General features: G+C 72.2%; 22 protein-coding genes and 3 pseudogenes. 14 read left to right on the top strand and 11 right to left on the bottom strand.

Features of this window, described 5'->3' with window-relative positions:
- The 4 genes and pseudogenes from G3I53_RS03920 to G3I53_RS03905 all read left to right on the top strand — a co-directional run.
- Nucleotides 1–690, top strand: a pseudogene (locus G3I53_RS03920) (hypothetical protein); the annotation flags it as partial.
- A gap of 169 nt (nt 691–859) precedes the next feature.
- On the top strand, nt 860–2,935 hold the full coding sequence (locus G3I53_RS03915; RefSeq protein WP_164334117.1) for an MMPL family transporter: 2,076 nt from the start codon (nt 860–862) through the stop codon (nt 2,933–2,935).
- Between the two features lie 146 nt (nt 2,936–3,081).
- Complete coding sequence (locus tag G3I53_RS03910; RefSeq protein WP_164438016.1) at nt 3,082–4,272, top strand: ATP-binding protein; 1,191 nt, start codon at nt 3,082–3,084, stop codon at nt 4,270–4,272.
- The gene (locus G3I53_RS03905) at nt 4,269–4,931 is read left to right on the top strand and encodes a response regulator transcription factor (protein WP_164337829.1); all 663 of its coding nucleotides are present in this window, start codon (nt 4,269–4,271) and stop codon (nt 4,929–4,931) included. Before G3I53_RS03910 ends, G3I53_RS03905 begins: the two co-directional genes overlap by 4 nt.
- 13 nt (nt 4,932–4,944) lie before the next feature.
- Here the strand turns inward: G3I53_RS03905 and G3I53_RS03900 are convergent, their stop codons facing one another.
- Entirely contained in the window at nt 4,945–5,217 is a 273-nt protein-coding gene (locus tag G3I53_RS03900) for a hypothetical protein (protein ID WP_164337830.1), read from the bottom strand.
- Nucleotides 5,218–5,498: 281 nt separating this feature from the next.
- On the opposite strand from G3I53_RS03900, the gene G3I53_RS03895 reads away from it, so the two are divergent.
- Both G3I53_RS03895 and G3I53_RS03890 read left to right on the top strand, forming a co-directional pair.
- A complete protein-coding gene (locus tag G3I53_RS03895) occupies nt 5,499–6,092 on the top strand; it encodes a helix-turn-helix domain-containing protein (RefSeq protein ID WP_164337831.1) in 594 nt (197 codons plus the stop codon).
- 11 nt (nt 6,093–6,103) lie between these two features.
- Complete coding sequence (locus G3I53_RS03890) at nt 6,104–6,298, top strand: hypothetical protein (protein WP_164337832.1); 195 nt, start codon at nt 6,104–6,106, stop codon at nt 6,296–6,298.
- A 110-nt stretch (nt 6,299–6,408) separates the two neighbouring features.
- On the opposite strand, the pseudogene G3I53_RS33590 reads toward G3I53_RS03890, so the two are convergent.
- Nucleotides 6,409–6,668: pseudogene (locus tag G3I53_RS33590) on the bottom strand (transcriptional regulator); the annotation flags it as partial.
- Between the two features lie 318 nt (nt 6,669–6,986).
- Between G3I53_RS33590 and G3I53_RS03885 the strand changes: the two are divergent.
- The 3 genes from G3I53_RS03885 to G3I53_RS03875 are packed head-to-tail and all read left to right on the top strand — an operon-like array spanning nt 6,987 to nt 8,853.
- Nucleotides 6,987–7,202, top strand: a complete 216-nt coding sequence (locus tag G3I53_RS03885) for a hypothetical protein (RefSeq protein WP_164337833.1) — start codon at nt 6,987–6,989, stop codon at nt 7,200–7,202.
- A gap of 21 nt (nt 7,203–7,223) precedes the next feature.
- A complete protein-coding gene (gene recO / locus G3I53_RS03880) occupies nt 7,224–7,970 on the top strand; it encodes a DNA repair protein RecO (RefSeq protein ID WP_164337834.1) in 747 nt (248 codons plus the stop codon).
- 37 nt (nt 7,971–8,007) lie between these two features.
- Complete coding sequence (locus tag G3I53_RS03875; RefSeq protein WP_164337835.1) at nt 8,008–8,853, top strand: isoprenyl transferase; 846 nt, start codon at nt 8,008–8,010, stop codon at nt 8,851–8,853.
- A gap of 138 nt (nt 8,854–8,991) precedes the next feature.
- On the opposite strand, the gene G3I53_RS03870 is transcribed toward G3I53_RS03875, so the two are convergent.
- From G3I53_RS03870 to G3I53_RS03855, 4 genes are read right to left on the bottom strand one after another with little or no spacing between them, the layout of a single operon-like run.
- Entirely contained in the window at nt 8,992–9,411 is a 420-nt protein-coding gene (locus G3I53_RS03870) for a transcriptional repressor (RefSeq protein WP_164332677.1), read from the bottom strand.
- A 60-nt stretch (nt 9,412–9,471) separates the two neighbouring features.
- Nucleotides 9,472–10,374, bottom strand: coding sequence for a metal ABC transporter permease (locus G3I53_RS03865; RefSeq protein ID WP_164332676.1), 903 nt, complete (start codon nt 10,372–10,374; stop codon nt 9,472–9,474).
- A gap of 5 nt (nt 10,375–10,379) precedes the next feature.
- Nucleotides 10,380–11,180 (bottom strand): metal ABC transporter ATP-binding protein, encoded by an 801-nt coding sequence (locus G3I53_RS03860; RefSeq protein ID WP_164332675.1) that lies wholly within the window; start codon nt 11,178–11,180, stop codon nt 10,380–10,382.
- Nucleotides 11,181–11,203: 23 nt separating this feature from the next.
- A complete protein-coding gene (locus tag G3I53_RS03855) occupies nt 11,204–12,172 on the bottom strand; it encodes a metal ABC transporter substrate-binding protein (RefSeq protein WP_164332674.1) in 969 nt (322 codons plus the stop codon).
- Between the two features lie 216 nt (nt 12,173–12,388).
- Here G3I53_RS03855 and G3I53_RS03850 point away from each other — a divergent pair, with 216 nt between their 5' ends.
- The 3 genes from G3I53_RS03850 to G3I53_RS03840 all read left to right on the top strand — a co-directional run bounded on the left by G3I53_RS03850 (nt 12,389) and on the right by G3I53_RS03840 (nt 15,557).
- Nucleotides 12,389–13,771 (top strand): glycine--tRNA ligase, encoded by a 1,383-nt coding sequence (locus tag G3I53_RS03850; protein WP_164332673.1) that lies wholly within the window; start codon nt 12,389–12,391, stop codon nt 13,769–13,771.
- A 159-nt stretch (nt 13,772–13,930) separates the two neighbouring features.
- Nucleotides 13,931–14,944, top strand: a complete 1,014-nt coding sequence (locus G3I53_RS03845) for an aldo/keto reductase (RefSeq protein WP_164332672.1) — start codon at nt 13,931–13,933, stop codon at nt 14,942–14,944.
- Nucleotides 14,945–14,969: 25 nt separating this feature from the next.
- Complete coding sequence (locus G3I53_RS03840; RefSeq protein ID WP_164332671.1) at nt 14,970–15,557, top strand: TetR family transcriptional regulator; 588 nt, start codon at nt 14,970–14,972, stop codon at nt 15,555–15,557.
- Between the two features lie 117 nt (nt 15,558–15,674).
- Here G3I53_RS03840 and G3I53_RS03835 read toward each other — a convergent pair whose 3' ends face one another.
- Together G3I53_RS03835 and G3I53_RS03830 are read right to left on the bottom strand one after the other, a co-directional pair.
- Nucleotides 15,675–15,881: a hypothetical protein gene (locus G3I53_RS03835; protein ID WP_164332670.1), complete on the bottom strand. Its 207-nt coding sequence runs from the start codon at nt 15,879–15,881 to the stop codon at nt 15,675–15,677.
- A 132-nt stretch (nt 15,882–16,013) separates the two neighbouring features.
- Nucleotides 16,014–16,337, bottom strand: a pseudogene (locus G3I53_RS03830) (MFS transporter); the annotation flags it as partial.
- A gap of 1 nt (nt 16,338) precedes the next feature.
- Between G3I53_RS03830 and dusB the strand changes: the two are divergent.
- Nucleotides 16,339–17,493, top strand: a complete 1,155-nt coding sequence (dusB, locus tag G3I53_RS03825; protein ID WP_164335221.1) for a tRNA dihydrouridine synthase DusB — start codon at nt 16,339–16,341, stop codon at nt 17,491–17,493.
- Nucleotides 17,494–17,596: 103 nt separating this feature from the next.
- On the opposite strand, the gene G3I53_RS03820 is transcribed toward dusB, so the two are convergent.
- The 3 genes from G3I53_RS03820 to G3I53_RS03810 all read right to left on the bottom strand — a co-directional run bounded on the left by G3I53_RS03820 (nt 17,597) and on the right by G3I53_RS03810 (nt 21,328).
- Nucleotides 17,597–17,734, bottom strand: coding sequence for a methionine/alanine import family NSS transporter small subunit (locus tag G3I53_RS03820; RefSeq protein ID WP_164335223.1), 138 nt, complete (start codon nt 17,732–17,734; stop codon nt 17,597–17,599).
- Nucleotides 17,734–19,326, bottom strand: a complete 1,593-nt coding sequence (locus G3I53_RS03815) for a sodium-dependent transporter (RefSeq protein ID WP_164335225.1) — start codon at nt 19,324–19,326, stop codon at nt 17,734–17,736. The genes G3I53_RS03820 and G3I53_RS03815 overlap by 1 nt, the downstream gene beginning before the upstream one ends.
- 223 nt (nt 19,327–19,549) lie before the next feature.
- Nucleotides 19,550–21,328, bottom strand: a complete 1,779-nt coding sequence (locus tag G3I53_RS03810; RefSeq protein ID WP_164438015.1) for a CDP-alcohol phosphatidyltransferase — start codon at nt 21,326–21,328, stop codon at nt 19,550–19,552.
- Nucleotides 21,329–21,830: 502 nt separating this feature from the next.
- Between G3I53_RS03810 and ppdK the strand changes: the two genes are divergently transcribed.
- Entirely contained in the window at nt 21,831–24,578 is a 2,748-nt protein-coding gene (gene ppdK, locus G3I53_RS03805) for a pyruvate, phosphate dikinase (RefSeq protein ID WP_164333564.1), read from the top strand.
- The last annotated feature ends 205 nt before the right edge of the window (nt 24,579–24,783 follow it).

The following is a 24,783-nucleotide window of genomic DNA, read 5'->3' as shown; positions in this document are numbered from 1 at the left end:
CGGGCCGTGCCGCCGGACCGCGGGCGGCGCAGCGGCGGGGAGGCCGCCGGCGCCGAAGCGGCCGAAGGCACCGGGCCGCCGGTGGAAGGGCCCCCGCTGCTGCGGGAGTTCGCCCGGCTGGAGACGGAGCGGGTCGCGCGGCAGGTGGCGGAGCTCGCCTCGCCGGCCGTGGAGTGCCCGGGGGAGAACCACGAGTGGCTGCTCTCCCTCACCCGTGCCGCCGAGCAGTCCGTGCGGGCCATCAGTACCTCCGTCTACCTGGGATTCTGGAACAGCGAGCCCGCCGGCCGCTACCTCGACGCCCAGCACGAGGCGATCACCGACCGCGGGGTGCCGGTGCGGCGGCTGTTCCTGGTGGAGCGCGCCGCGCAGCTGGACGACGCGCTGCTGCGGCTGTGCGAGGAGCAGGAGCTGCTGCGCATCGACGTGCGGGTCGTGGTGCTGCCGGAGCTGCCCCCGCACCTGGCGCGCGGGACCACGTGCGACGGCGTCGTCTTCGACGAGGAGGTGTCCTACGAGACCGTGCGGGACCTGCGCGAGGTGAACGCCCGGACACGGATCGACGCCCGGCCCGACCACGTGCGGAGCCGCACGCGCCGCTTCGAGGAGCTGTGGGAGGCCGGGATGGGCCTGCGGGAGCTGGAGGGACGGGTGGACGACGAGGAGGACGGCACCTGGATGACCGGCTGAGGCCGGTCGCTGCTCCGAGGCCCCGGCACGGTTACTCCCCGGGGAGTAGTACGGCCCGCGCACCGCCCTGCGCAGTACCGCGCAACTCGCCCTCACGCCCGACGAATCCGCCCCGCCCCGACGGGAGTCTGGAGGCGACCGGACAGTCGAGCGGAGGGAGGCCCGTCGCATGGGGGCCGGAAGCAGTGTGACGCGGCGGCGGGCCGTGCCGTGGGTGGTGGTCGGCCTGTGGCTGGCCGCGCTCGTCCTCGTGGGGCCACTGGCGGGGAAGTTCGGCGGCATCCAGCAGAACCGGGCCACCGACTATCTGCCGGACAGCGCCGACTCCACGCAAGTGGCGCGGATCCAGGACCGGTTGCCCGGCGGTGAGGCGACCGACCTGGTGCTGGTCTACCACCGTGACGGCGGACTGACCGCCGCCGACCGGAAGACCGCCGCCGGGCAGGTCGCCGAGGTCGGGGACACCTACGAGCTGGCGGGCACCCCGCGCGGGGTGCCCTCGGAGGACGGCAGCACGCTGATGTTCCCGGTCTCCAGCACCGAACCCGGCCAGGACGAGGAGGCCCGGACCGCCTTCGTGGACGGGGTGCGCGAGATCGCCGAGGGCGGCGACGGCCTGCGTGTCGAGGTCGGCGGGCCCGGCGCGCTGACCACCGACATGAACAAGGTGTTCGAGACCATCGACGGCACCCTGCTGATGGCCACCCTCGGCGTCGTCACCGTGCTGCTGGTGCTGATCTACCGCAGCCCGTTCCTGTGGCTGGTCCCGCTGGCCGTCGCCGGTGCCGCCACCACCCTGGCGATGGCCGCCGGATACGGGCTGCACGAGCTGTTCGACGTCACCGTCACCGGGCAGAGCGGCGGCATCATGACCGTCCTCGTCCTGGGCGCCGGAACCGACTACGCGCTGCTGCTCGTGTCCCGCTACCGGGAGGAACTGCGCCGCCATGAACGCCCCTACGACGCGATGCGCGTCGCCCTGCGCGGCTGCGGGCCGGCGATCCTCGCCTCCTCCGGCACGGTCGCGGCCGGACTGCTGTGCCTGCTCGCCGCCGACCTCAACAGCAGCAGCGGCATGGGCCCGGTCGGCACGATCGGTGTCCTGTCCGCCCTGATCGCCATGACCACCCTGCTGCCCGCCGTGCTGGTGCTCCTGGGCCGCCGGGTGTTCTGGCCGCTGATCCCCGCCTTCGGCAGCGAACCGAAGGCCCGGCGCACCGTGTTCGCGGTCATGGGCACCTCCGCCGCCCGCCGCCCGAGGACCGTCCTCACCGCGGGTGCCGTCCTCCTCGGCGCCCTCGCCCTCGGCACGCTCGGCCTCACCGGCGACCTCAAGCAGGAGGACTCCTTCACCGACCGGCCCGAGTCGATCGCCGCCATGGACACGCTCGCCCGGGAGTACCCCGAGCGCGGCAGCCGCCCCCTCACCGTGATGGCACCCGCCGGGCGCGCGGACGCCGTGGTGGCCGAGGCCCGCGCCACCGACGGCGTCGCGGAGGTGACCCCGGGCCGCGAGGGCGACGGCTGGACCGAGATCGCCGTGTTCACCACGGCCGCCCCCGAGTCCCCGGCGGAGACCCGCACCGTCGAGGCGCTGCGCGACGGACTCGACGACCACGGCGCCTACGTCGGCGGGCCCAGCGCCCAGCGGCTCGACCTCGCCGACAGCGAGGCCCGGGACCGGTCGGTCGTCGTGCCGCTGGTGCTGGCCGCCGTGTTCCTCATCCTGGTGGCCCTGCTGCGCAGCCTGGTCGCGCCGCTGCTGCTGCTGGGCGCGGTGGTCGCGGTGTGGGGCGCGGCGCTCGGCCTGGGGGGACTGGTCTTCGAGCCGCTGTTCGGCTTCGCGGGCACCGACCCCGGCCTGCCCCTGCTGTCCTTCGTGTTCCTCGTCGCGCTCGGCGTCGACTACGGCATCTTCCTGCTGCACCGGATGCGCGAGGAGTCCGTCGGCGGCGCCGAACCGGAGGCCGCCGCGCTGTCCGCGCTGCGCACCACCGGCGGGGTCATCGCCTCCGCGGGCATCGTGCTCGCGGCGACGTTCGCCGTCCTCACCACCCTGCCGCTGGTGGCCCTCGTCGAGCTCGGCTTCGTCATCGCGGTCGGCGTGCTCCTGGACACCTTCCTGGTGCGCACGTACCTCGTCACCACGGCGAGTGTGCTGCTGCGCCGCCGGCTGTGGTGGCCGGGCCGGCTCTCCCACGCCCCCGAGCCGGCCCGGCCGGAACGGCAGCCCGAGCCGGTGTAGCGGCGGTGCGACGACGCGAGGGCGCCCCGGCCTCCCGCCGGGGCGCCCTCCACCGGGAGGATGAACCCGTGCAGCAGCCCACGACGCAGCCCACGACGACAACCGAGCAGGCGCCGCCCGGCCGGTCCAGGATCGGCTACCGGGTGATGGCGGCGCTCAACCGCGACCCGCTGACCGCCCCGCACGCCGTCCGCAACGACACCGTGCTGGCCGGGTGCCTGGCCGTCGCGGCCCTGGTGCTGGCCCTGCTCGTCGACCCCGCCCGGTCGCCCGACGCGCTCGGCTGGACACTGCTGCTGGCCGCGCACCTCCCGCTGCCGTGGCGCCGCCGGCGCCCGCTAACGGTGCTCCTCCTGGTGCTGGCCGCCGCCGCGCCCTACCACGCCCTGGACAACACCCACGCCGCGCCCGTCGCGGCCACCATGGTCGCCCTCTACACGGTGGCGGCGACCACCACCCCGCGCCGCACCCTGCTCATCGGCTCCGTCGTCATCGGCGGCACGCTCACCGTGAACGCGCTGACCAACCCCGAGGGCCTGACGGAGCTGCTGCGCATCATCGGCTGGGCGGTCGCCGTGCTGGTCTTCGGCGTCGACGTCCGCTTCTACCGCCAGTACGTCGCCGCGATCGTCGAACGGGCCGAGCGCGCCGAACGCACTCGCGAGGAGGAGGCCCGCCGCCGGGTCGCCGAGGAACGCCTGCGCATCGCCCGCGACCTGCACGACCTGCTCGCCCACAGCATCACCGTCATCGGGGTGCGCACGTCGGTCGCCGCGCACGTCCTGACCGCCGACCCGGAACGGCTCGACCGGGAGGCCGTCGCCCGGTCCCTCGACGACATCGCCGAGGTCTGCCGCACCGCCCGCGGCGAACTGCGCACCACCCTGGAGGTGCTGCGCGAGCACGGCGCCGACGCCCGCGGCCCGCTGCCCGGACTCGACGGTCTGCCCGACCTGGTGGCGAGCGCGCGCCTGGCCGGGGCCCGCGTCGAGCAGACGGGCCGGGCCGGCGAGGTGCCGCCCGCCGTCGGGGCCGCCGCCTACCGCATCGTGCAGGAGGCCCTGACCAACGTGGTGCGCCACGCCGGCCCCGACCCGGCCGTCCGCGTCGACCTGCGGGCCGAGGACGGCGCCCTGCACCTGTCAGTCACCGACGACGGCACCGGCCCGCCGCCCGGCCGCCCGCCCGGATTCGGACTGACCGGCATGCGCGAGAGGGCCCGCAGCGTGGGCGGCACCCTCGACGCCGGACCGCGCGAAGGCGGCGGTTTCCACGTGACGGCACGCCTGCCCCTGACGACGACGCCTGCCACCCCGACTGCCCAGGGAGCCCGATGACCATCCGCGTGCTGCTCGCCGACGACCAGAGACTCGTGCGGGAGGCGTTCGCCATGCTCGTCGACTCGGCCGCGGACATGGAGGTCGTCGGCCAGGCCGGCACCGGCCGCGAGGCCGCCGAACTGGCCCGCGCCCGGCGCGCCGACCTCGTCGTCATGGACATCCGCATGCCCGACCTGGACGGCATCGAGGCGACCCGGCTGATCGCGGCCGACGACGACCTCGCCGGGGTGAAGGTGCTCGTCCTCACCACCTACGACACCGACGAGAACATCGTCGACGCGCTGCGCGCCGGCGCGTCCGGCTTCCTGGTCAAGGACACCCGGCCGGCCGACCTCCTCGACGCCGTCCGGACCGTCGCCGCCGGTGACGCGCTGCTCTCCCCGGGGCCCACGGCCCGCCTCATCCAGCGCTTCCTGAGCACCCCGGCGCCCGCGGTGGCCCACGGCCCGGAGTGCCTGTCCGACCGCGAGCGGGAGGTCCTCACCCTCGTCGCACGCGGCCTGAACAACACGGAGATCGGTGAGGCGCTGGGGCTCAGCCCGCTCACCGCGAAGACCCACGTCAGCCGCATCATGGGCAAGCTGGACGCCCGGGACCGGGCCCAACTCGTCATCGTGGCCTACGAGTCGGGACTGGTGGCCCCGGGCGCGGTCTGACGGCCGTCCCGGCTCAGAGCGTGTGGTGCAGCCAGCGCTGGATGGTGGTGTTGATGCTGCCCGGCAGCGCGCTGAGGCTCTCGATCGCCTCCCGGTCCTCCGGGCGCGGCGGGATGCCGGCGGCGGTCAGCGCGGCATGCAGGTCCAGCCGCCGCCGGTCACGCGGGTCGAGGACGATGTCGAGGCGGTCGGCCGGGTCCGGCGGGGACAGCAGGTAGTCGTCTCCGCAGGCGTAGGGGTCGACGAAGACATGGTCCGGGCCGTACTCGAAAGCGGTGGCGGTCATGTCGGTCTCCTCACCAAGGGGTGTCGGTTCTGCCGGGGAGGAGCACGCGGGCACCGGTCCCGGTTGCGATCCGGGCGAAACGTCACGCCGACGGCGTCATCGCCAGTTCATCGTCCGGTCGGACGAACGGTCCGGAGGCAGCGTCCCGTTCGCAGAGAGCCCGGTGCAGCGCACCCCATGCAAAGAACCGCTGCAAAGGACCCGCTGCAAAGAACATGATGCAAAGGATTCAATGCAAAGAAATCCTTGCAAGCACTTCTTTGCATTGCTACGGTCGTGCCATGGCCGAATCCTCGGAAACCTCCCAGCCGCAGCTCCACAGTCTTGACGCCCGCTCGCTGCGCGGTCTCGCGCACCCGATGCGCATGCAGCTGCTCAACCTGCTGCGCCGCGGCGGTCCCGCCACCGCCTCCCAACTGGCCGCCAAACTGGGGGAGTCCAGTGGCGCCACCAGCTACCACCTGCGCCAACTGGCCTCCTACGGCTTCGTGGAGGACGCGCCGGACCGCGGCAAGGGCCGCGAGCGGTGGTGGCAGGCCGTCCATGAGGGCGTCCGCTTCGAGTCCGCCCTGCTCCAGGACAGCGACCCCGAAGTGCGCGGCGCCGCCGACCTGTTCCTGCACGAGGTCGCCAACCAGCACACCCGGGAGCTCGCGACCTGGCTCGGCACCCGCGACGACTGGTCGCAGGAGTGGCGCGACGCCTCCGACATGAGCGACTGGACGCTCCACCTCACGCCCGGGGCCGCCCGCGAACTCGTGGAGAAGATGCACGACCTCGTCGCGAGCTACCGCACGCCGGCCTCCGACACGGGTACGCCGGAGACCGAGCAGGTGCGCATCCACACCCACCTCATGCCCGTCCCGAAGAACTGAGAGGCCGCCCGATGCATCCCGAGACGCACCTCATCCTGCACGGTGTCCGTGCGGCGGAACTCCGCGCCGAGGCGGGGAGCTGCCGCCCGGCCGGCGCCCCCCGGCGCCCGGGGCCGCTGCGGACGCGGGTCGGCTGGACCCTGGTCGAGGTCGGCCTGCGGCTGGCAGCGGTGCGGGGTACGGCCGCGGTGGCTGCCGCGTCCTGATCCGGAGTTGGCCGGCCGCCCGCATTGTTGCCCCCCGTGGGCACAACACCGGTTACTCTGCCGGCGACTTCGCACTCGGGCTCCGGAGAAGAGCGGGAATCGGCGGGGGTGAAGTAATCCGCATACCGCCGGTCGCGTATCAGGGTGCGCCGCACCCGCTCGAAAATACCGTCGGTTTGCGGGGCGGACTCGATCCGCTGCTCCACATCCCCTTGCCATTTCCGCATAGCCCGTTCGAACTCCCTGGTTCAGGCGCCGGGGGCGAAGACCCCCGGACCCCGCGCCACCTGCGCGAAACCCACCTCCTCACGCCTCCGGCTCAGTTCGCGCCGAAGAACTCCCGCACGGCCTGCCGTGAACCGTTGGCCATCGATCAATCCCTTTGTGCGGCCCCCCACTTGTACCGCCCGAAACTCTTCCGAGTGTAGGGACGGGACCTCACCCTTGGGGTGAGAAGAGTGAAAGCCGAAAAGAAAGGGGAGCACGGTGGAGGCAGGTCCTCGACGTGCTGCGTCGGAGAAACGGAGGAAGTGGTGAAAGAATTGCGGGCGGCGTTAGCGAAGGCCGGAATTGTGTTGCCGTCACCGGGGCCGGCCCGGGTGAGTCTTGCGAGGGAGGCGCCCTGTCCCCTCGTCGGCCCGGGGCGGATCCCCGTCCGCACCGCGCGGCGGCTCGCGGCGGTGGTGCGGTGAGGCCGGCCGTCGGCGCGCACGTCGTGGACACGGTGACCGGCCGGATCGGAGTCGTGATGGGCCACGAGGGGCCCTACGTCCAGCTGAGACCGTACGGCGGGGGCCGCGAGTGGGACGCGGAACCGGAGGCCGTGCGGCAGGCCACCGCCGCGGAGCGGCTGCGTGAGGCGACGGCGCATGCCCGTGCCCGCAGCCGCGATGAGGTGCCGTGAACGTAGGAGACAATGGGCGGCATGAGTCTGTTCCGCGACGACGGCATCGTGCTGCGCACCCAGAAGCTGGGTGAGGCGGACCGGATCATCACATTGCTCACGCGCGGTCACGGCCGGGTACGCGCCGTGGCGAGGGGGGTGCGCCGGACCAAGTCCAAGTTCGGCGCGCGCCTCGAACCGTTCTCGCACGTGGACGTGCAGTTCTTCTCCCGGGGGAGCGACCTGGTGGGCCGCGGCCTGCCCCTGTGCACGCAGAGCGAGACGATCGCCCCGTACGGCGGCGGCATCGTCACCGACTACGCGCGCTACACCGCCGGGACGGCCATGCTGGAGACGGCCGAGCGGTTCACCGACCACGAGGGGGAACCGGCGGTGCAGCAGTACCTGCTGCTGGTCGGCGCCCTGCGGACGCTCTCCCGGGGCGAGCACGCCCCGCACCTCGTGCTCGACGCGTTCCTGCTGCGCTCGCTGGCCGTCAACGGCTACGCGCCCAGCTTCGGCGACTGCGCGAAGTGCGGGATGCCCGGCCCGAACCGGTTCTTCTCCGTCGCGTCGGGCGGTTCCGTCTGCGGCGACTGCCGGGTGCCCGGCAGCGTCGTACCCTCGCCGGAGGCGCTGGAACTGCTCGGGGCGCTGCTCACGGGCGACTGGGAGACCGCGGACGCGACCGAGGCGCGGTACGTCCGGGAGGGCAGCGGGCTGGTGTCCGCCTACCTGCACTGGCACCTGGAGCGCGGGCTGCGCTCCCTGCGGTACGTCGAGAAATAGCGAACAGAACGAACAGCCAGAGGGAGACGAGAGACACATGGCCGTACGCGGGTTCCTGGGGCGTCAGCGACGGGAGTACAGGACGCCGGAACCGCACCCCTCCGGCGCGCGGCCCCCGAAGGTGCCCGGGGAGCTCGTGCCCCGGCATGTGGCGATCGTCATGGACGGCAACGGCCGGTGGGCCAAGGAGCGCGGACTGCCGCGCACCGAGGGGCACAAGGTCGGCGCCGAGCGGGTGGTGGACGTGCTCCAGGGCGCCATCGAGATGGGCGTGGGGTCGATCTCGCTGTACGCCTTCTCCACCGAGAACTGGAAGCGGTCGCCGGACGAGGTGCGCTTCCTGATGAACTTCAACCGCGACTTCATCCGCAAGAGCCGCGACACCCTCGACGAACTCGGGGTGCGGGTGCGCTGGGTGGGGCGGATGCCGAAGCTGTGGAAGTCGGTGGCCAAGGAGCTCCAGATCGCCCAGGAGCAGACCAAGGACAACGACCGGCTCACGCTGTACTTCTGCATGAACTACGGCGGCCGGGCGGAGATCGCGGACGCCGCGCAGGCGCTCGCGGAGGACGTGCGGGCCGGGCGGCTCGACCCGTCGAAGGTGACCGAGAAGACGTTCGCGCAGTACCTGTACTACCCGGACATGCCGGACGTCGACCTGTTCCTGCGGCCCAGTGGCGAGCAGCGCACGTCCAACTACCTGCTCTGGCAGAGCGCGTACGCGGAGATGGTGTTCCAGGACGTGCTGTGGCCGGACTTCGACCGGCGCGACCTGTGGCGGGCCTGCCTGGAGTTCGCCTCCCGGGACCGCCGGTTCGGCGGGGCGATCCCGAACGAGGAGCTGCTGGCCATGGAGGGCCGCGCCGAGGTGCGCGAGGGCTGACGCCCGCCCGGTGCCGGGCCCGCCGGGCGTCGTCGGCGGGTGCCGCGCCGGCCCCCGGAGGGGGCCCCGCGGGGCGGCCGGTGCACGCGCGAGGGGCCCGGAAGCCACCTGGCTTCCGGGCCCCTCGGCGATCCGGACTCAGTCGGCGCAGGCCGCCGCGCACTCCGCGCAGGTGCCGAAGATCTCCACCGTGTGGGCCACGTTGACGAAGCCGTGCTCCGCGGCGATGGTGTCGGCCCACTTCTCCACCGCCGGGCCCTCCACCTCGACGGCCTTGCCGCAGCCACGGCAGACCAGGTGATGGTGGTGGTCGTCGGTGGAGCAGCGGCGGTAGACCGCCTCGCCCTCCGCGGTGCGCAGCACGTCCACCTCGCCCGCGTCGGCGAGGGACTGCAAGGTGCGGTAGACCGTGGTGAGTCCCACCGAGTCGCCCTTGTGCTTGAGCATGTCGTGGAGTTCCTGAGCGCTGCGGAACTCGTCGACCTCCAAAAGCGCAGCCGCCACGGCGGCGCGCTGCCGGGTGGCGCGGCCCCTCACGGGCGGTCCAGCGGTGGTCACCGGTTGCCTCCTCACGTCTGCACTGCCTGCGGCCATTGTGCCAGTCGGCCCAGCGGGCGGTCAGACGCCTGCGCCGTCGCTGCTCGTGCGGCCGGCCGGGATGACGCACTCGGCCGGTTCCCCGGCGGGACGCGCGGCGGCCGCGGCGCGGGCCCGGCGGCGGGCCAGGGGTGCGGCTAGGGCGGTGAGCAGGACGAACGCGCCGATGGTCAGCAGCACGATGGTCGCGCCGGGCGGCACGTCCTGGTAGTACGAGGTGACCGTGCCGCCGAGGGAGACGCTCACGCCGATCGCGACGGCGACGGCGAAGGTCGCGGCGAAGCTGCGGGTGAGCTGCTGGGCCGCCGCGACCGGGACCACCATGAGCGCGCTGACCAGCAGCAGGCCCACCACTCGCATCGCGACGGTCACGGTCACCGCGGCGGTGACCGCGACCAGCAGGTTCAGGAACCGCACCGGCAGGCCGGTGACGCGGGCGAACTCCTCGTCCTGGCTGACCGCGAAGAGCTGACGGCGCAGCCCGAGGGTGACCAGGATCACGAACGTGGCGAGGACGCAGATCGCCGTGACGTCGGCCGGGGAGACCGTCGACAGGGAGCCGAAGAGGTACGAGGTGAGGTTGGCGTTGGAGCCGGTCGGGGCGAGGTTGATGAACATGACGCCGCCGGCCATGCCGCCGTAGAAGAGCATCGCGAGGGCGATGTCGCCGCGGGTCCTGCCGTACCAGCGGATCAGTTCCATGAGGACGGCGCCCAGGACGGAGACCAGGGCGGCCATCCACACCGGGGACCAGGACAGCAGGAAGCCGAGGCCGACGCCGGTCATGGCGACGTGGCCGATGCCGTCGCCCATCAGGGCCTGGCGGCGCTGGACGAGGTAGATGCCGACCGCGGGGGCGGTGATGCCGACGAGGACGGCGGCGAGCAGGGCCCGCTGCATGAAGGCGTAGTCGAGGAGGTCCATCGGATTCAGCTCAGCAGTCCCGTGCGGATCGGTTCGGTACCCGCGGCGGCGTGCGGGTGGACGTGGTCGTGGCCCGGCTGGGGGTCCCCCCGCTCGAGCGAAGCCGAGAGTGGGGGAGTGCTGGCCGCGGCCTTCGGCGGCGGGCCGTCGTGCAGCACGCAGCCGTCGCGGAGCACCACCGCCCGGTCGATCAGGGGCTCCAGCGGGCCCAGTTCGTGCAGGACGAGGAGGACCGTGGCGCCCTCGGCGACCTGGTGGCGCAGCGTGGTGGCGAGGACCTCCTGGCTCGCGAGGTCCACGCCCGCCATCGGCTCGTCCATGATCAGCAGTTCGGGCGCGGCGGCGAGCGCGCGGGCGATCAGCACCCGCTGGTGCTGGCCGCCGGAGAGGGCGTCGACGGAGTCCTTCGCCCGGTCCGCCAGCCCGACCAGGTCGAGCGCGCGGCGCACCGCCTCCCGGTCGGACCTGCGGAAGACGCCGAAGCGGGTGCGCGCAAGGCGGCCCGAGGAGACGATCTCGGTGACCGTGGCGGGCACGCCGGAGGCGGCCGTGGTGCGCTGCGGGACGTAGCCGACGCGGGCCCAGTCGGAGAAGCGGCGGCGCGGGGTGCCGAACAGTTCGATCTCGCCCGCGGAGACCGGCACCTGGCCGATGACGCTGCGCACGGCCGTGGACTTGCCGGAGCCGTTGGCGCCGAGCAGGGCGACGACCTCGCCGCGGCCCACGGTGAGGTCGATGCCGCGCAGGACGGGGCGGGAGCCCAGCTCGGCGTGGACACCGCGCAGGGAGATCACGGGATCGGGCATGGTGTCCTCCGGTGGTCGGACGGTCACTTGGCTCCCAGGGCCTTCCTCAGGGCCGCCAGGTTGGCCTCCATGACCTGGAAGTAGTCGTCGCCGCGGGAGGCGTCGGTGATGCCCTCCAGCGGGTCGAGGACGTCCGTCTTCAACCCGGCGTCGGAGGCGAGGGTCTTGGCGGTCCGGTCGCTGACCAGCGTCTCGTAGAAGACGGTGGTGACGCCGTCGGCCTTCGCGGTGCGCTCCAGTTCCTTCACGCGGGCGCCGCTCGGCTCGGACTCGGGGTCCAGGCCGTTGATCGCCTCCTCGGTCAGCCCGTAGCGCCCGGCGAGGTGGCCGAAGGCGGCGTGGGTGGTGATGAAGACGTCGGTGGCGCGGTTCTTGAGCCCCGCCTCGAAGCGGGCGTCGAGGTCGCCCAGCTCGCCGACGAGGGCCTCGGTGTTCTTGCGGTAGTCGGCCGCGTGGTCCGGGTCGGCCTTCGCGAAGGCGGCGCCGACGCCCTCGGCGACCTCGGCGTACTTGACCGGGTCGAGCCAGACGTGGGGGTTCTTGCCCGCCTCGTGCGTGTGGCCGTGGTCGTCGGCGTGCTCGTCCTCGTGCTCGTCCTCGTGGCCGCCGTCGTCGGCGTGGGTCTCCAGGGAGGTCAGCTTCGCCGCGTCGATCTTCGTCTTCAGCTCGGCCTGGCCGATGGCCTCGTCGACGGAGGGCTGGAGGCCGGTGAGGTAGAGCGCCGCGTCGGACTCCTGGAGCTGCGCGGTCTGCTTGGCGCTGATCTCCAGGTCGTGGGGTTCCTGGCCGGGCTGGGTGAGGCTGGTGACGTTCACGTGCTCGCCGCCGATCCGCTCGGCGAGGAACGCCATCGGGTAGAACGACGCGACGACGTCGAACTTGTCGGTGTTGCCGGCCGCTGCGCTGTCACCGGCGCAGGCGGAGAGGGTGCCGAGGCCGAGCGCGGTGACGGCGGTCACGGCGGCCGTCGGTATGAGTCGTCGTACGTTCATGACAGTCATTTTCAATGATGATGGAAACCGTTGTCAACAACGCCCGTGAGGGCGGTGGACCCGGGGCCAGATTGGTCCCGGAGCAGGCCACGCCGGTAGCCTGAGAGCTTGGTTGGAAGCACACTCGCTCCGCCCCCACGTCTCCCGACCACCACCCACACCGAGGCGCTTCGCGCCGCACCAGTCAGTCACCGTCGTCGTAATGAAGAGAGCACCGTGGCCGCCGACAAGATCGACACCATCGTCAGCCTGAGCAAGCGCCGTGGCTTCGTATTCCCCTGCAGTGAGATCTACGGCGGCCAGCGTGCCGCCTGGGACTACGGGCCCCTGGGTGTCGAGCTCAAGGAGAACCTCAAGCGTCAGTGGTGGCGTTACATGGTGACGTCGCGCGAGGACGTGGTCGGCATCGACTCGTCCGTGATCCTGGCCCCGGAGGTGTGGGTCGCCTCCGGCCACGTCGCCACCTTCACCGACCCGCTGACCGAGTGCACCGCCTGCCACAAGCGGTTCCGCGCGGACCACCTGGAGGAGGCGTACGAGGAGAAGAAGGGCCGCGCCCCGGAGAACGGCCTGGCGGACGTCAACTGCCCCAACTGCGGCAACAAGGGCCAGTTCACCGAGCCCAAGCAGTTCTCGGGCCTGCTGTCCACCCACCTCGGCCCGACCCAGGACTCCGGCTCCATCGCCTACCTGCGTCCCGAGACCGCCCAGGGCATCTTCACCAACTTCGCCCAGGTGCAGACCACTTCGCGCCGCAAGCCGCCGTTCGGCATCGCCCAGATGGGCAAGTCCTTCCGCAACGAGATCACGCCCGGCAACTTCATCTTCCGCACCCGCGAGTTCGAGCAGATGGAGATGGAGTTCTTCGTCAAGCCGGGCGAGGACGAGAAGTGGCAGGAGTACTGGATGGAGCAGCGCTGGAACTGGTACACCGGTCTCGGCCTGCGCGAGGAGAACATGCGGTGGTACGAGCACCCGCAGGAGAAGCTCTCCCACTACTCCAAGCGCACCGCTGACATCGAGTACCGCTACCAGTTCGGCGGCAGCGAGTGGGGCGAGCTGGAGGGTGTCGCCAACCGCACCGACTTCGACCTCGGCGCCCACTCCAAGGCCTCCGGCCAGGACCTCTCCTACTTCGACCAGGAGGCCGGCGAGCGCTGGACGCCGTACGTCATCGAGCCCGCGGCCGGTGTCGGCCGGGCCATGCTCGCCTTCCTCCTCGACGCCTACGTCGAGGACGAGGCGCCCAACGCCAAGGGCAAGATGGAGAAGCGGACCGTGCTGCGGCTCGACCACCGCCTCGCCCCGGTGAAGGTGGCCGTGCTGCCGCTGTCCCGCAACCCGGAGCTGTCGCCGAAGGCCAAGGGTCTCGCCCAGGCGCTGCGGCAGAACTGGAACATCGAGTTCGACGACGCCGGCGCCATCGGCCGCCGCTACCGCCGCCAGGACGAGATCGGTACGCCGTTCTGCGTCACCGTCGACTTCGACACGCTGGACGACAACGCGGTGACCGTGCGCGAGCGCGACACCATGAAGCAGGAGCGTGTGTCGCTGGACCAGATCGAGGGCTACCTCGCCTCGCGTCTCGTCGGCGCCTGACGGCTCACGACCGGCCAGAACGCCGGGTCCCGGACTTCCGGGGCCCGGCGTTCGGCGTTTCCGGGCCCTCGTGGGTCCTGGGGTCCGCGCGCGGCGCGCTGACAGATTAAAGAATGACAGATATTGAAATCTGTCATTCGTCATGCCAGTCTGGACGGCATGACGACGACACACACCCGCACACTGGGAACCACCGGCCCCCGGGTCTTCGCCCTCGGCCTCGGCTGCATGGGCATGTCCGCGCTCTACGGGGACGCGGACCGGACCGAGGGCATCGCCACCGTCCACGCCGCCCTGGAGGCCGGCGTCACCCTGCTCGACACCGGCGACTTCTACGCCATGGGCCACAACGAGCTGCTGATCGGCGAGGCCCTGCGCACCGCTCCCGCCGCCCGGCGCGAACAGGCCCTGCTCAGCGTCAAGTTCGGCGCCCTGCGCGACCCGGACGGCAACTGGGGCGGGGTCGACGGCCGCCCGGCCGCGGTGAAGAACTTCGCCGCCTACTCGCTCCAGCGCCTCGGCGTCGACCACATCGACGTCTACCGGATCGCCCGCGCCGACCCGGACGTCCCGATCGAGGAGACCGTCGGCGCCATCGCCGAACTCGTTGAGCAGGGCCACGTACGGCACATCGGCCTCAGCGAGGTCGACGCCGACACCGTCCGCCGGGCCGCCGCCACCGCGCCCGTCACGGACCTCCAGATCGAGTACTCGCTCCTCTCCCGGGCCGTCGAGGACCAGATCCTGCCGACCACCCGCGAACTCGGCATCGCCGTCACCGCCTACGGCGTCCTCTCCCGCGGTCTGATCTCCGGCCACTTCACCGCCGGCCGGACGCTCGCCGCCCACGACTTCCGGGCCCACTCGCCCCGCTTCCAGGGCGACAACCTGCGGCACAACCTCACCCTCGTCGAGGCGCTGCGCGAGGTGGCCGCGGCCAAGGGCGTCTCCGTCGCGCAGATCGCCATCGCCTGGGTGCTGTCCCGGGGCGAGGACATCGTCCCCCTGGTCGGCGCCCGCACCCGGGAACGGCTGACGGAATCGCTCGGCGCCCTCGACGTCGTCCTCGACCCGGCCGACCTGGCGGCGATCGAGCGGGCCGTACCGCAGGGCTCCGCCGCCGGCGACCGCTACCCGGCCCCGCAGATGGCACTGCTCGGCACCAAGGAGTGAACCGGGCGCCGGGTACGGTCTAGGCATGGCAGCGACCGAGACCCTGACCGCCGAGCGCATCCTCGAGGCGACCGAGGAGGTGCTGCGCCGCCACGGCCCCGCGAAGGCCACCGTGGTGGACGTGGCCCGGGCGCTCGGCGTCAGCCACGGCACCGTCTACCGGCACTTCCGGACGAAGGCGGCGCTGCGGGAGGCGGTGACCAAGCGCTGGCTGGACCGCACCTCCGAGGCGCTCGGCGGCATCGCCGACGACGACTCCCGGGACCCCGAGGCCCGGCTGCGGGACTGGCTCGCCACCCTGTTCGCCGCCAAGCGCCGCAAGGCGGGCGACGACCCGGAACTCTTCGCCACCTACTCGGTGCTGGCCGGTGAGCAGGGCGCGGCGGTCGCCGAGCACATCGACGACCTGACCGGCCAGCTCACCCGCATCGTCGCCGCGGGCACGGCCGCCGGGGTCTTCTCCGGCACCGACCCGGAGGCCACCGCACGGGCCGTCTTCCAGGCCACCGGCCGCTTCCACGACCCCGCCTACGCCCCGCAGTGGACGGACCCGGCCGTGGACGCCGACTTCGAGCAGGTCGTCGACCTGCTGGTACGGGGGCTGCGGCCCTGAGCCCGCCCGCGAGGACCGGCGCGAACCCGCAAGGACCCCGCGAGGTGTCCACCGGGCACGGGCAGCCCCGTGCCCCGCCCGGGCCGCCGTCGGGTTCGGGTCCGTCGCGGCCTGTGCTCAGGCCGCCGTGGGGTCCACCGTCGCCTGGTGGGCCTCGGCGAGGTGTTCCTGGGCCTTCAGCCAGGGCAGGAACTGTGCGCCTCTCCGCCAGCCGCAGGTGTCGCAGCTGATCGTGCGCTGCACTCCGGTGCGCCGGACGCGCACCACGTGCTCACGCCCGTGCTGGTCCCAGCGGCTGACCTTGCTCGTGTCGATCTGCGGCATGACGCCTCCGGCATCCGCGTGCGGGTCTCGACCTGACCGTGCGGCCCGGTCCGGGGGACCGGGACGACAAGGAGTGTGCAGCAAGACCAACATCAACAGGGGTACCCCGGGCGGGAATCGGGCCCGGACCGGTCACCGCCCCACGCCGGCCGCCTCGCGGATCTCCGCCGACTCCAGCCGCTCGGCCGTGCGCAGCGCCGTCCCCCGGGCCCAGCGGCCCGAGGTCAGCGCGCCCACCACCAGCACCGCCAGCCCGCACCCGGCGAGGACCCACCAGGCGGGCCGCGCCGCGGGGACGAAGGCGTCCGCGTACGACGACGACCCCACGCCCGCCGCCAGCACCGCGCCGACCACCGCGACCCCGAGGGTGCCGCCCAGCTGCCGGCTGGTGGACGCCACCGCCGAGGCCACGCCGGCCTGCGCGCCGGGCACCGCGCGGATACGGGACAATGGGGCAATGCCCACGCCCACCGCCGCCCCCGGATCCACCCTGGCGATCGGCCCGCACACGGTGTCGCCGCCCGTCGTGCTGGCCCCCATGGCCGGGATCACCAACGCCCCCTTCCGTACCCTGTGCCGCGAGTTCAGCGGGGGCAAGGGGCTGTTCGTCAGCGAGATGATCACCACCCGGGCGCTGGTCGAGCGCAACGACAAGACCATGCAGCTGATCCACTTCGACGCGAGCGAGACGCCGCGCTCGATCCAGCTGTACGGCGTCGACCCGGCGACCGTCGGCAAGGCCGTCCGCATGATCGTCGACGAGGACCTCGCCGACCACATCGACCTCAACTTCGGCTGCCCGGTCCCCAAGGTCACCCGCAAGGGCGGCGGCTCCGCCCTGCCCTACAAGCGGAACCTGCTGCGCGCCATCCTGCGCGAGGCGGTCGCCGGGGCCGGGGACCTGCCGGTCACCATGAAGATGCGCAAGGGCCTCGACGACGACCACCTGACCTACCTGGACGCCGGGCGCATCGCCGTCGAGGAGGGCGTGACCGCCATCGCCCTGCACGGCCGCACCACCGCCCAGCACTACGGCGGCACGGCCGACTGGGACGCCATCGCCCGCCTGAAGGAACACGTCCCGGAGATCCCCGTCCTCGGCAACGGCGACATCTGGTCGGCCGAGGACGCGCTGCGCATGGTGCGCGAGACCGGCTGCGACGGGGTCGTCGTGGGCCGCGGCTGTCTGGGCCGGCCGTGGCTGTTCGCGGACCTGGTCGCCGCCTTCGAGGGCCGCGCCCACGAAGCCGTGCGCCCCGGGCTGCGCGTGGTCGCCGACGCCATGGTGCGGCACGCCACCCTGCTCGGCGAGTGGATGGGCGACGAGGCCCGCGGGGTGACCGACTTCCGCAAGCACGTCGCCTGGTACCTCAAGGGCTTCGCCGTCGGCTCCGAGATGCGCCGGCGGCTCGCGGTCACGTCCTCGCTGGCCGAACTGCGGGCCGGGCTCGACGAACTGGACCTGGACCAGCCCTGGCCGGCGGGCGCCGACGGCCCCCGCGGACGCACCTCCGGCAACAACCGGGTGGCGCTGCCCGACGGCTGGCTGAACGACCCCTACGACTGCGCCGGTGTCGGCGAGGAGGCCGAACTGGACACCTCGGGCGGCTGAGCCGCACCGGCCGGGCGATGTCCCGGGCCGTGCGGGGGAGTGCCGGATGCGGTACGGCCCCGCTCCGGGCGGGAGCGGAGCCGTACGGGGGTCACCGGACCGTTCAGGCCGTCGGCTCGGGCGCGGGCCCGTCGTCCTCGGGACGCTCGGGGTGCCGGCGCAGGTGGACGATGGCGCCCACCAGACCGCCCCAGACGATCACGATGGCCACGATCAGCATGATGATCGCACTCGTCGACATCAGTTCTTCTCCTCTTCGATCGCCGCGGAGCCGGAACCGGAGCTGGAACCGGAACCGGAACCCACGCCCGCCTCCGCGGCGGACCCGGAAGCCTCCTCGATGGGCTCGGCGCCGGCGGAGCGCCAGGGCAGCAGGCTGAGGATCACGGCCACGATCACCGCGCCGGCGGCGACACCCCAGCCGGCCCAGAGCAGGAACGAGGTCGGGTAGCCCTCGTAGTTCTCCGAGAACTCCGCACGCAGGCTGTCGACCATCATCCAGCCGAGCACCAGCGGGGTGACGATGCCCAGGCAGATCAGCCACCAGCGGCCGAGCCGCATCGCGGAGGCCTCGTTGGCGTGCTGCTGGAAGGCGGGCAGGCGGCGCAGGAGCCAGCCCACGACGACGAGCACGACCAGCGCGGCGAGCGCGACGCCGTACTGGTTGATGAAGTGGTCGGCCGCGTCCAGCAGGTAGATGCCGCTGTCGGTCGGGAAGAGGAGGATCGACACCAGGGCGATGGCTCCGCCGACGCCCAGCACCGCCGGGACCCGGCGCATGCCGGTGCGGTCCTGCACGGCGGCGATGACCACCTGCACGATGCTGATCAGCGAGGTCAGACCGGCGATCACCAGCGAGCCGAAGAACAGCGCGCCGAACAGCGCGCCCATCGGCATCTGCGAGATGACCGTCGGGAAGGCGATGAACGCCAGGCCGATGCCGGAGCTCGCGACCTCGTCCACCCCGACGCCCTGGGCCGCGGCCATGAAGCCGAGGGTGGCGAAGACGCCGATGCCCGCGAGGATCTCGAAGGCGCTGTTGGCGAATCCGGCGACCATCGCGGTGCCGGTGAGGTCCGCCCGCCTCCGCAGGTAGGAGGCGTACGTGATCATGATGCCGAAGCCGATGGAGAGCGAGAAGAAGATCTGTCCGTAGGCGGCGACCCACACGCTGCCGTCGCCGAGCGCCGACCAGTCCGGCCGGAACAGACCGTCGAGCCCCTTGCCGGCACCGTCGAGCGTGAGCGCGCGGCCCACCAGGACGACGAAGAAGACCACCAGCAGCGGGATGAAGAACTTGTTGGCCTTCTCGATGCCGTTGCGGATGCCGAGCGCCAGGATGACCAGTACCACCGCCCACACCGCGATCAGCGGCCAGAGCACCCCGCCGACGTAGTCGGAGACGAAGCCGGGCGCGTCGGCGGCCTGGAGGAAGTCGCCGAAGAAGAAGGCGTTGGCGTCCTCGCCCCACTGCTCGCCGAAGGAGTAGCCGATGTACCGGACGGCCCAGGCGATGATGACGGCGTAGTAGGCGGCGATCACGAAGCAGATCGCGACCTGCCACCAGCCGATCGCCTCCGCCGGCCGGGAGATCTGCCGGAAGGCCGCCGGGGGCGACTTCCGGTACTTGTGGCCGATGGAGTACTCGAGGATCAGCAACGGGATGCCTGCGGTCAGCAGCGCGACGAGATACGGCAGGAGGAAGGCTCCGCCGCCGTTCTCGTAGGCAACGGCGGGGAAGCGCCAGATGTTGCCGAGCCCGATCGCCGATCCGATCGCGGCGAACAGGAAACCTGCGCGGCTCCCCCACTGCTCACGGGAAGGACTGGACATGATCACGGTTCCTTGGTCAATTTCTTTGCGTAGCGCGGCACGCTAGCAACAGGAACGCGCGTGGAACAGGGGGTTCCGTACAACGGACGGGCGCGTCGGCCCGGGTCTGGCACGGGGTGTCGTCCGAGGTCACGGCCGGGTCGCGGCAAGATCGCGACCGGGTAGCGGCCGGGTCGCGGCCGGATGACGACCGGGGCGCGGCGCCGGGGCCGCCCCGGCCGTGTCACCCGGTGGTGGGGTGCGGGGTGGAGCCGTAGGCGGTCAGGAAGCGGTCGCGGAAGGCGTCCATCCGCCACACCGGGGCGTCCTTCGCCGGGGTGAGCCCCTCCGTCCAGTTCCAGCCGGAGATCTTCTCCAGCACCTCCGGGTCCTTGGCGACCACCGACACCGGCACGTCCCGGCTCGCGTCGCTGCTGCTGACCCGGGCGATCGGCTGGTGGTCGCCGAGGAACACCAGCACGGTGTCGTCGGTGCCGTAGCGCTCCAGCCACCGGGTGAGGCTCTCCACCGAGTAGGCGACGGACCTGCCGTACTCCTCACGGGACGCGGTCGTGTCGGTGACGATGTCGCCGGGCTGCTTCCCGGCGTCGTGGACGGCGTGGAAGACCGAGCCGTCGCCGAGGTCCTCCCAGTCGACCAGCTCGGGCAGCGGCGCCCACGGCTGGTGGCTGGAGGTCAGGATGATCTCCGCCATCAGGGGCCGGTCACGCTCGCGGCCGTGCTCCAGCCGCTCGAACGCCTCCAGGGCGTACTGGTCGGGCATCGTCGACCAGCTGAACTTCGGCCCCCGGTAGCCCAGTTCGAAGGCGTTGTAGACCTTGTCGAGGCCGTACCACTCGGCCTCCGGCCACGCCTTCTGCACCCCCGGCATCACCCCGACCGTGTCCCAGGCGCCGGTCCGGCGGAACGCCTCGGTGAGGGTGAGGTGGTCGCCGGCCGTCGTGACCGTGCGGTAGCGCTGCTGGTTGTCGATCCACAGGCCGGACAGCGCGGTCGAGTGGCCGAGCCAGCTGCTCCCGCCGTAGGTGGAGGACGTCAGCCAGCCGCTGCGCGCCCGGTACCCGGCCTTCGCCAGCGCCTCGGTGCGCGCGTCCAGGGTGCGGGTGACGTCGGGGGAGGCGACCGGGTCCTCGACGGCGGTGCGGCCGTAGCTCTCGATGAACGCGAGGACGACGTCCTTGCCCCGCAGGCCGGGCACCAGCTGGCCGGGGGGCGTGGCCCCGAAGGTGTCCGACCGTGCCTCCTTCGCGAACGCCGCCTCGTCGCGCAGGGTGTCCACCACCCGCCGGGCCTGCTCCCGCACCGTGTCGGCGCCCCGGTCGGCGGCGACCGGCACGCCGGCGATCTGCACGCCCAGCGCGGTACAGGCGATCCACGCGGTGGCCGTGACGAGCGCACCCTGACCCGCCCGGTCCCGGTGCCGGTGCAGCAGGTGGCCCAGCCGCACGGTGGCCAGCGCGGTGGCCACGACCAGCAGCAGCACCGCCAGCACCAGGCCGGCGGCGGCGGCCGCGGCGGCGGTCCCGCCCGTCGTGTCCGCCACGTAGGCGTGGGCGTCGTCGAACAGCTCCCAGTCCAGGACGAGGTTGAACCCGCGGCCCAGGTACTCGGTGAAGCCCATGTCGAGCAGGTTCAGCACCGTCAGCAGGCCGATGCCGGTGCCGCACAGCGCGGCCACCACGGTCCGGGGGCGGCGCGGGAGGACGAGCAGCAGCACCGCGCCGATGACCGCCTCGGCGGGGATGCGGGTGAACCGGTTGGGGCGCAGCGCGCCGCCCGCGTTGGGCAGCAGCAGGGCGCCGACGACGAGGACGGCGGCGAGGACGTGCACCGTCAGGCGCAGGTTCCGGGCGGCGCGGGGCCGGTCCCGGCGCCACCGGGCGAGACGGCCGGACGGCTCGTCCGCCGGGGGCTCGCCGGGGCCGGTCGTGCCGGGTGAGGCGGAGGCTTCCGGAGCGTCCGGTGCGGGACGCGGCCGGCGCAGGCGTGTGGAGACAGGCACCCGGAGGTCCTTCCGTACCCGTGAGGCAGTCGGTGAGGGGGCGGACCCGGCGTGGGGGTCCGGGTCCGCCGCCGTTCCGTACGGCCGTGCCGGGCGGTGTGTTCAGCCGGGGGCCGCACGGGTCCGCATGGTGAAATCCGGGCCGTTGTGGCAGCGTGATTCTCGCCACCCTTGATAAGGGTTGCGCTCAGATGAGCGGATCTTGAGCGGCTGCACTTCTGGAAAGGATGGCACTCAGTGCCATTCGATGATCGTTCATCGAGCGAAAACAGACGTGCTGATCGCCGCTCAAGTGAGCGGACAAGGTGGCCTTATGTGCAGGGCTGCGTTCAAGAAGTGAAAACATGCGGCGGCCAGGGCTTGCCAAGCCTTGACTTTCGATCCACTGGCGAGCAGGTGGTTACAGGCGCACGACGCACAAGTGGACGTACCCACGGGCCTTTGATCTGGGTACATTCCTCGCCGTCAGGGCAGCCACCGCGTCCTCGAGGAGTCGAGACCCGTGTCGGAAAACAAAGATCCCCAGGTAGCTGGGCACGGTAAGAGTGTTGACACCGTGAAGTTCGTCTACGACTTCACCGAGGGCAACAAGGACCTCAAGGACCTCCTCGGCGGCAAGGGTGCCAACCTCGCCGAGATGACCAATCTGGGTCTCCCGGTGCCACCCGGCTTCACCATCACCACGGAAGCCTGCAAGGTCTACCTGGACAGCGGCGAGGAGCCGCCCGCCCTGCGGGACGAGGTGAGCGCACACCTCGACGCCCTGGAGAAGTCCATGGGCAAGAAGCTGGGCCAGGCCGACGACCCCCTCCTCGTGTCGGTCCGCTCCGGCGCCAAGTTCTCCATGCCCGGCATGATGGACACCGTCCTCAACATCGGCCTGTCCGACAAGTCGGTGCAGGGCCTGGCCAAGCAGGCCGGGGACGACCGCTTCGCGTGGGACTCCTACCGGCGCCTCATCCAGATGTTCGGCAAGACCGTCCTCGGTGTCGACGGCGAGCTGTTCGAGGACGCGCTGGAGGCGGCGAAGGCGGCCAAGAAGGTCACGGTCGACACCGAACTGGAGGCCGCCGACCTCAAGAAGCTGGTCACCAGGTTCAAGAAGATCGTCAAGACCGAGTGCGGCCGGGACTTCCCGCAGGACCCGCGCGAGCAGATGGACCTCGCCATCAAGGCGGTCTTCGAGTCCTGGAACGGCGACCGCGCCAAGCTGTACCGGCGCCAGGAGCGCATCCCGCACGACCTGGGCACCGCCGTCAACGTCTGCTCCATGGTCTTCGGCAACCTCGGCCCCGACTCCGGCACCGGTGTCGCCTTCACCCGCGACCCCGCCTCCGGCCACCAGGGCGTGTACGGCGACTACCTCCAGAACGCGCAGGGCGAGGACGTCGTCGCCGGCATCCGCAACACCGTGCCGCTCGCCGAGCTGGAGTCGATCGACAAGAAGTCGTACGACCAGCTCATGCAGATCATGGAGACCCTGGAGAACCACTACAAGGATCTCTGCGACATCGAGTTCACCATCGAGCGCGGCCAGCTGTGGATGCTGCAGACCCGCGTCGGCAAGCGCACCGCGGGCGCCGCCTTCCGCATCGCCACCCAGCTCGTCGACCAGGGCCTGATCGACGAGGCCGAGGCCCTGTGCCGGGTCAACGGCGCCCAGCTCGCCCAGCTGATGTTCCCCCGCTTCGACGAGGACGCCAAGGTCGCCCAGGTGGGCCGCGGCATCGCCGCCTCCCCGGGCGCGGCCGTCGGCAAGGCCGTCTTCGACTCCTACACCGCCGTCAAGTGGTCGCGGTCCGGCGAGAAGGTCATCCTGATCCGCCGCGAGACCAACCCCGACGACCTGGACGGCATGATCGCCGCCGAGGGCATCCTCACCTCCCGCGGCGGCAAGACCTCCCACGCGGCCGTCGTCGCCCGCGGCATGGGAAAGACCTGTGTCTGCGGCGCCGAGGAGCTGGAGGTCGACACCAAGCGCCGGCGGATGACCGTGCCCGGCGGGCACGTCGTGGAGGAGGGCGACCTGATCTCCATCGACGGCTCCTCCGGCAAGGTCTACCTGGGCGAGGTGCCGGTCGTGCCGTCCCCGGTCGTCGAGTACTTCGAGGGCCGGATGCACCCGGGCGCCGACGACGCCGACGAACTCGTCGAGGCCGTGCACCGGATGATGGCGTTCGCCGACCGCAAGCGCCGGCTGCGGGTGCGCGCCAACGCCGACAACGCCGAGGACGCGCTGCGCGCCCGCCGGTTCGGCGCCCAGGGCATCGGCCTGTGCCGCACCGAGCACATGTTCCTCGGTGACCGCCGTGAACTGGTCGAGCGGCTGATCCTGGCCGACACGGAGAACGAGCGCGAGGAGTCCCTGAAGGCGCTGCTGCCGCTGCAGCGGCAGGACTTCGTGCAGCTCTTCGAGTCGATGGACGGCCTGCCGGTCACCATCCGCCTGCTCGACCCGCCGCTGCACGAGTTCCTGCCCGACATCACCGAGCTGTCGGTCCGCGTGGCCCTCGCCGAGTCCCGGCAGGAGCCGCACGAGAACGAACTGCGCCTGCTCCAGGCCGTGCACCGGCTGCACGAGCAGAACCCGATGCTGGGCCTGCGCGGGGTCCGCCTCGGCCTGGTCATCCCCGGCCTGTTCACCATGCAGGTGCGGGCCATCGCGGAGGCGGCGGCCGAGCGCCGGGGCGCCAAGGGCGACCCGCGCGCCGAGATCATGATCCCGCTGGTGGGCACCGTCCAGGAGCTGGAGATCGTCCGCGAGGAGGCCGACAAGGTCATCGCCGAGGTCGAGGCGGCCACCGGCACCTCGCTCAAGCTGTCCGTCGGCACGATGATCGAGCTGCCGCGGGCCGCGCTGACCGCCGGTCAGATCGCGGAGGCGGCCGAGTTCTTCTCCTTCGGCACCAACGACCTCACCCAGACGGTGTGGGGCTTCTCCCGGGACGACGTGGAGGCCAGCTTCTTCACCGCCTACCTGGAGAAGGGCATCTTCGGGGTGTCGCCGTTCGAGACCATCGACAAGGACGGCGTCGGCTCCCTGGTGAAGCTGGCCGCGAAGGCCGGCCGCGAGACCCGGCCCGACCTGAAGCTGGGCGTGTGCGGCGAGCACGGCGGCGACCCCGAGTCGGTCCACTTCTTCCACGAGGTCGGACTGGACTACGTCTCCTGCTCACCGTTCCGCATCCCGGTCGCCCGCCTGGAGGCCGGCCGCGCCGCGGTCACCTCGCAGGGCAGCGACCACCGCTGACCCCCGACGGGGCGCAGGACCCCGGAGCCGCTGTCTGTCACCCGACCACCCTCACCGATCGGCAGCGGCTCCGGATCACGACAGGCCGAGGGCGGCACCCGTGCGGGGGTGCCGCCCCTCGGCCTGTGCGCCGTGCGGGTCAGCGGGGGTCGCGGCGCCGGCGGGCCGCGAACAGCACGCCGCCGCCCGCGAGCAGCACCGCGGC

The sequence above is a fragment of the Streptomyces sp. SID14436 genome (genome assembly GCF_010548465.1).
Lineage (GTDB): Bacteria > Actinomycetota > Actinomycetes > Streptomycetales > Streptomycetaceae > Streptomyces.
The sequence above is the reverse complement of the archived record's forward strand: the minus strand, read 5'-3'. Positions and strand labels throughout refer to the sequence as shown.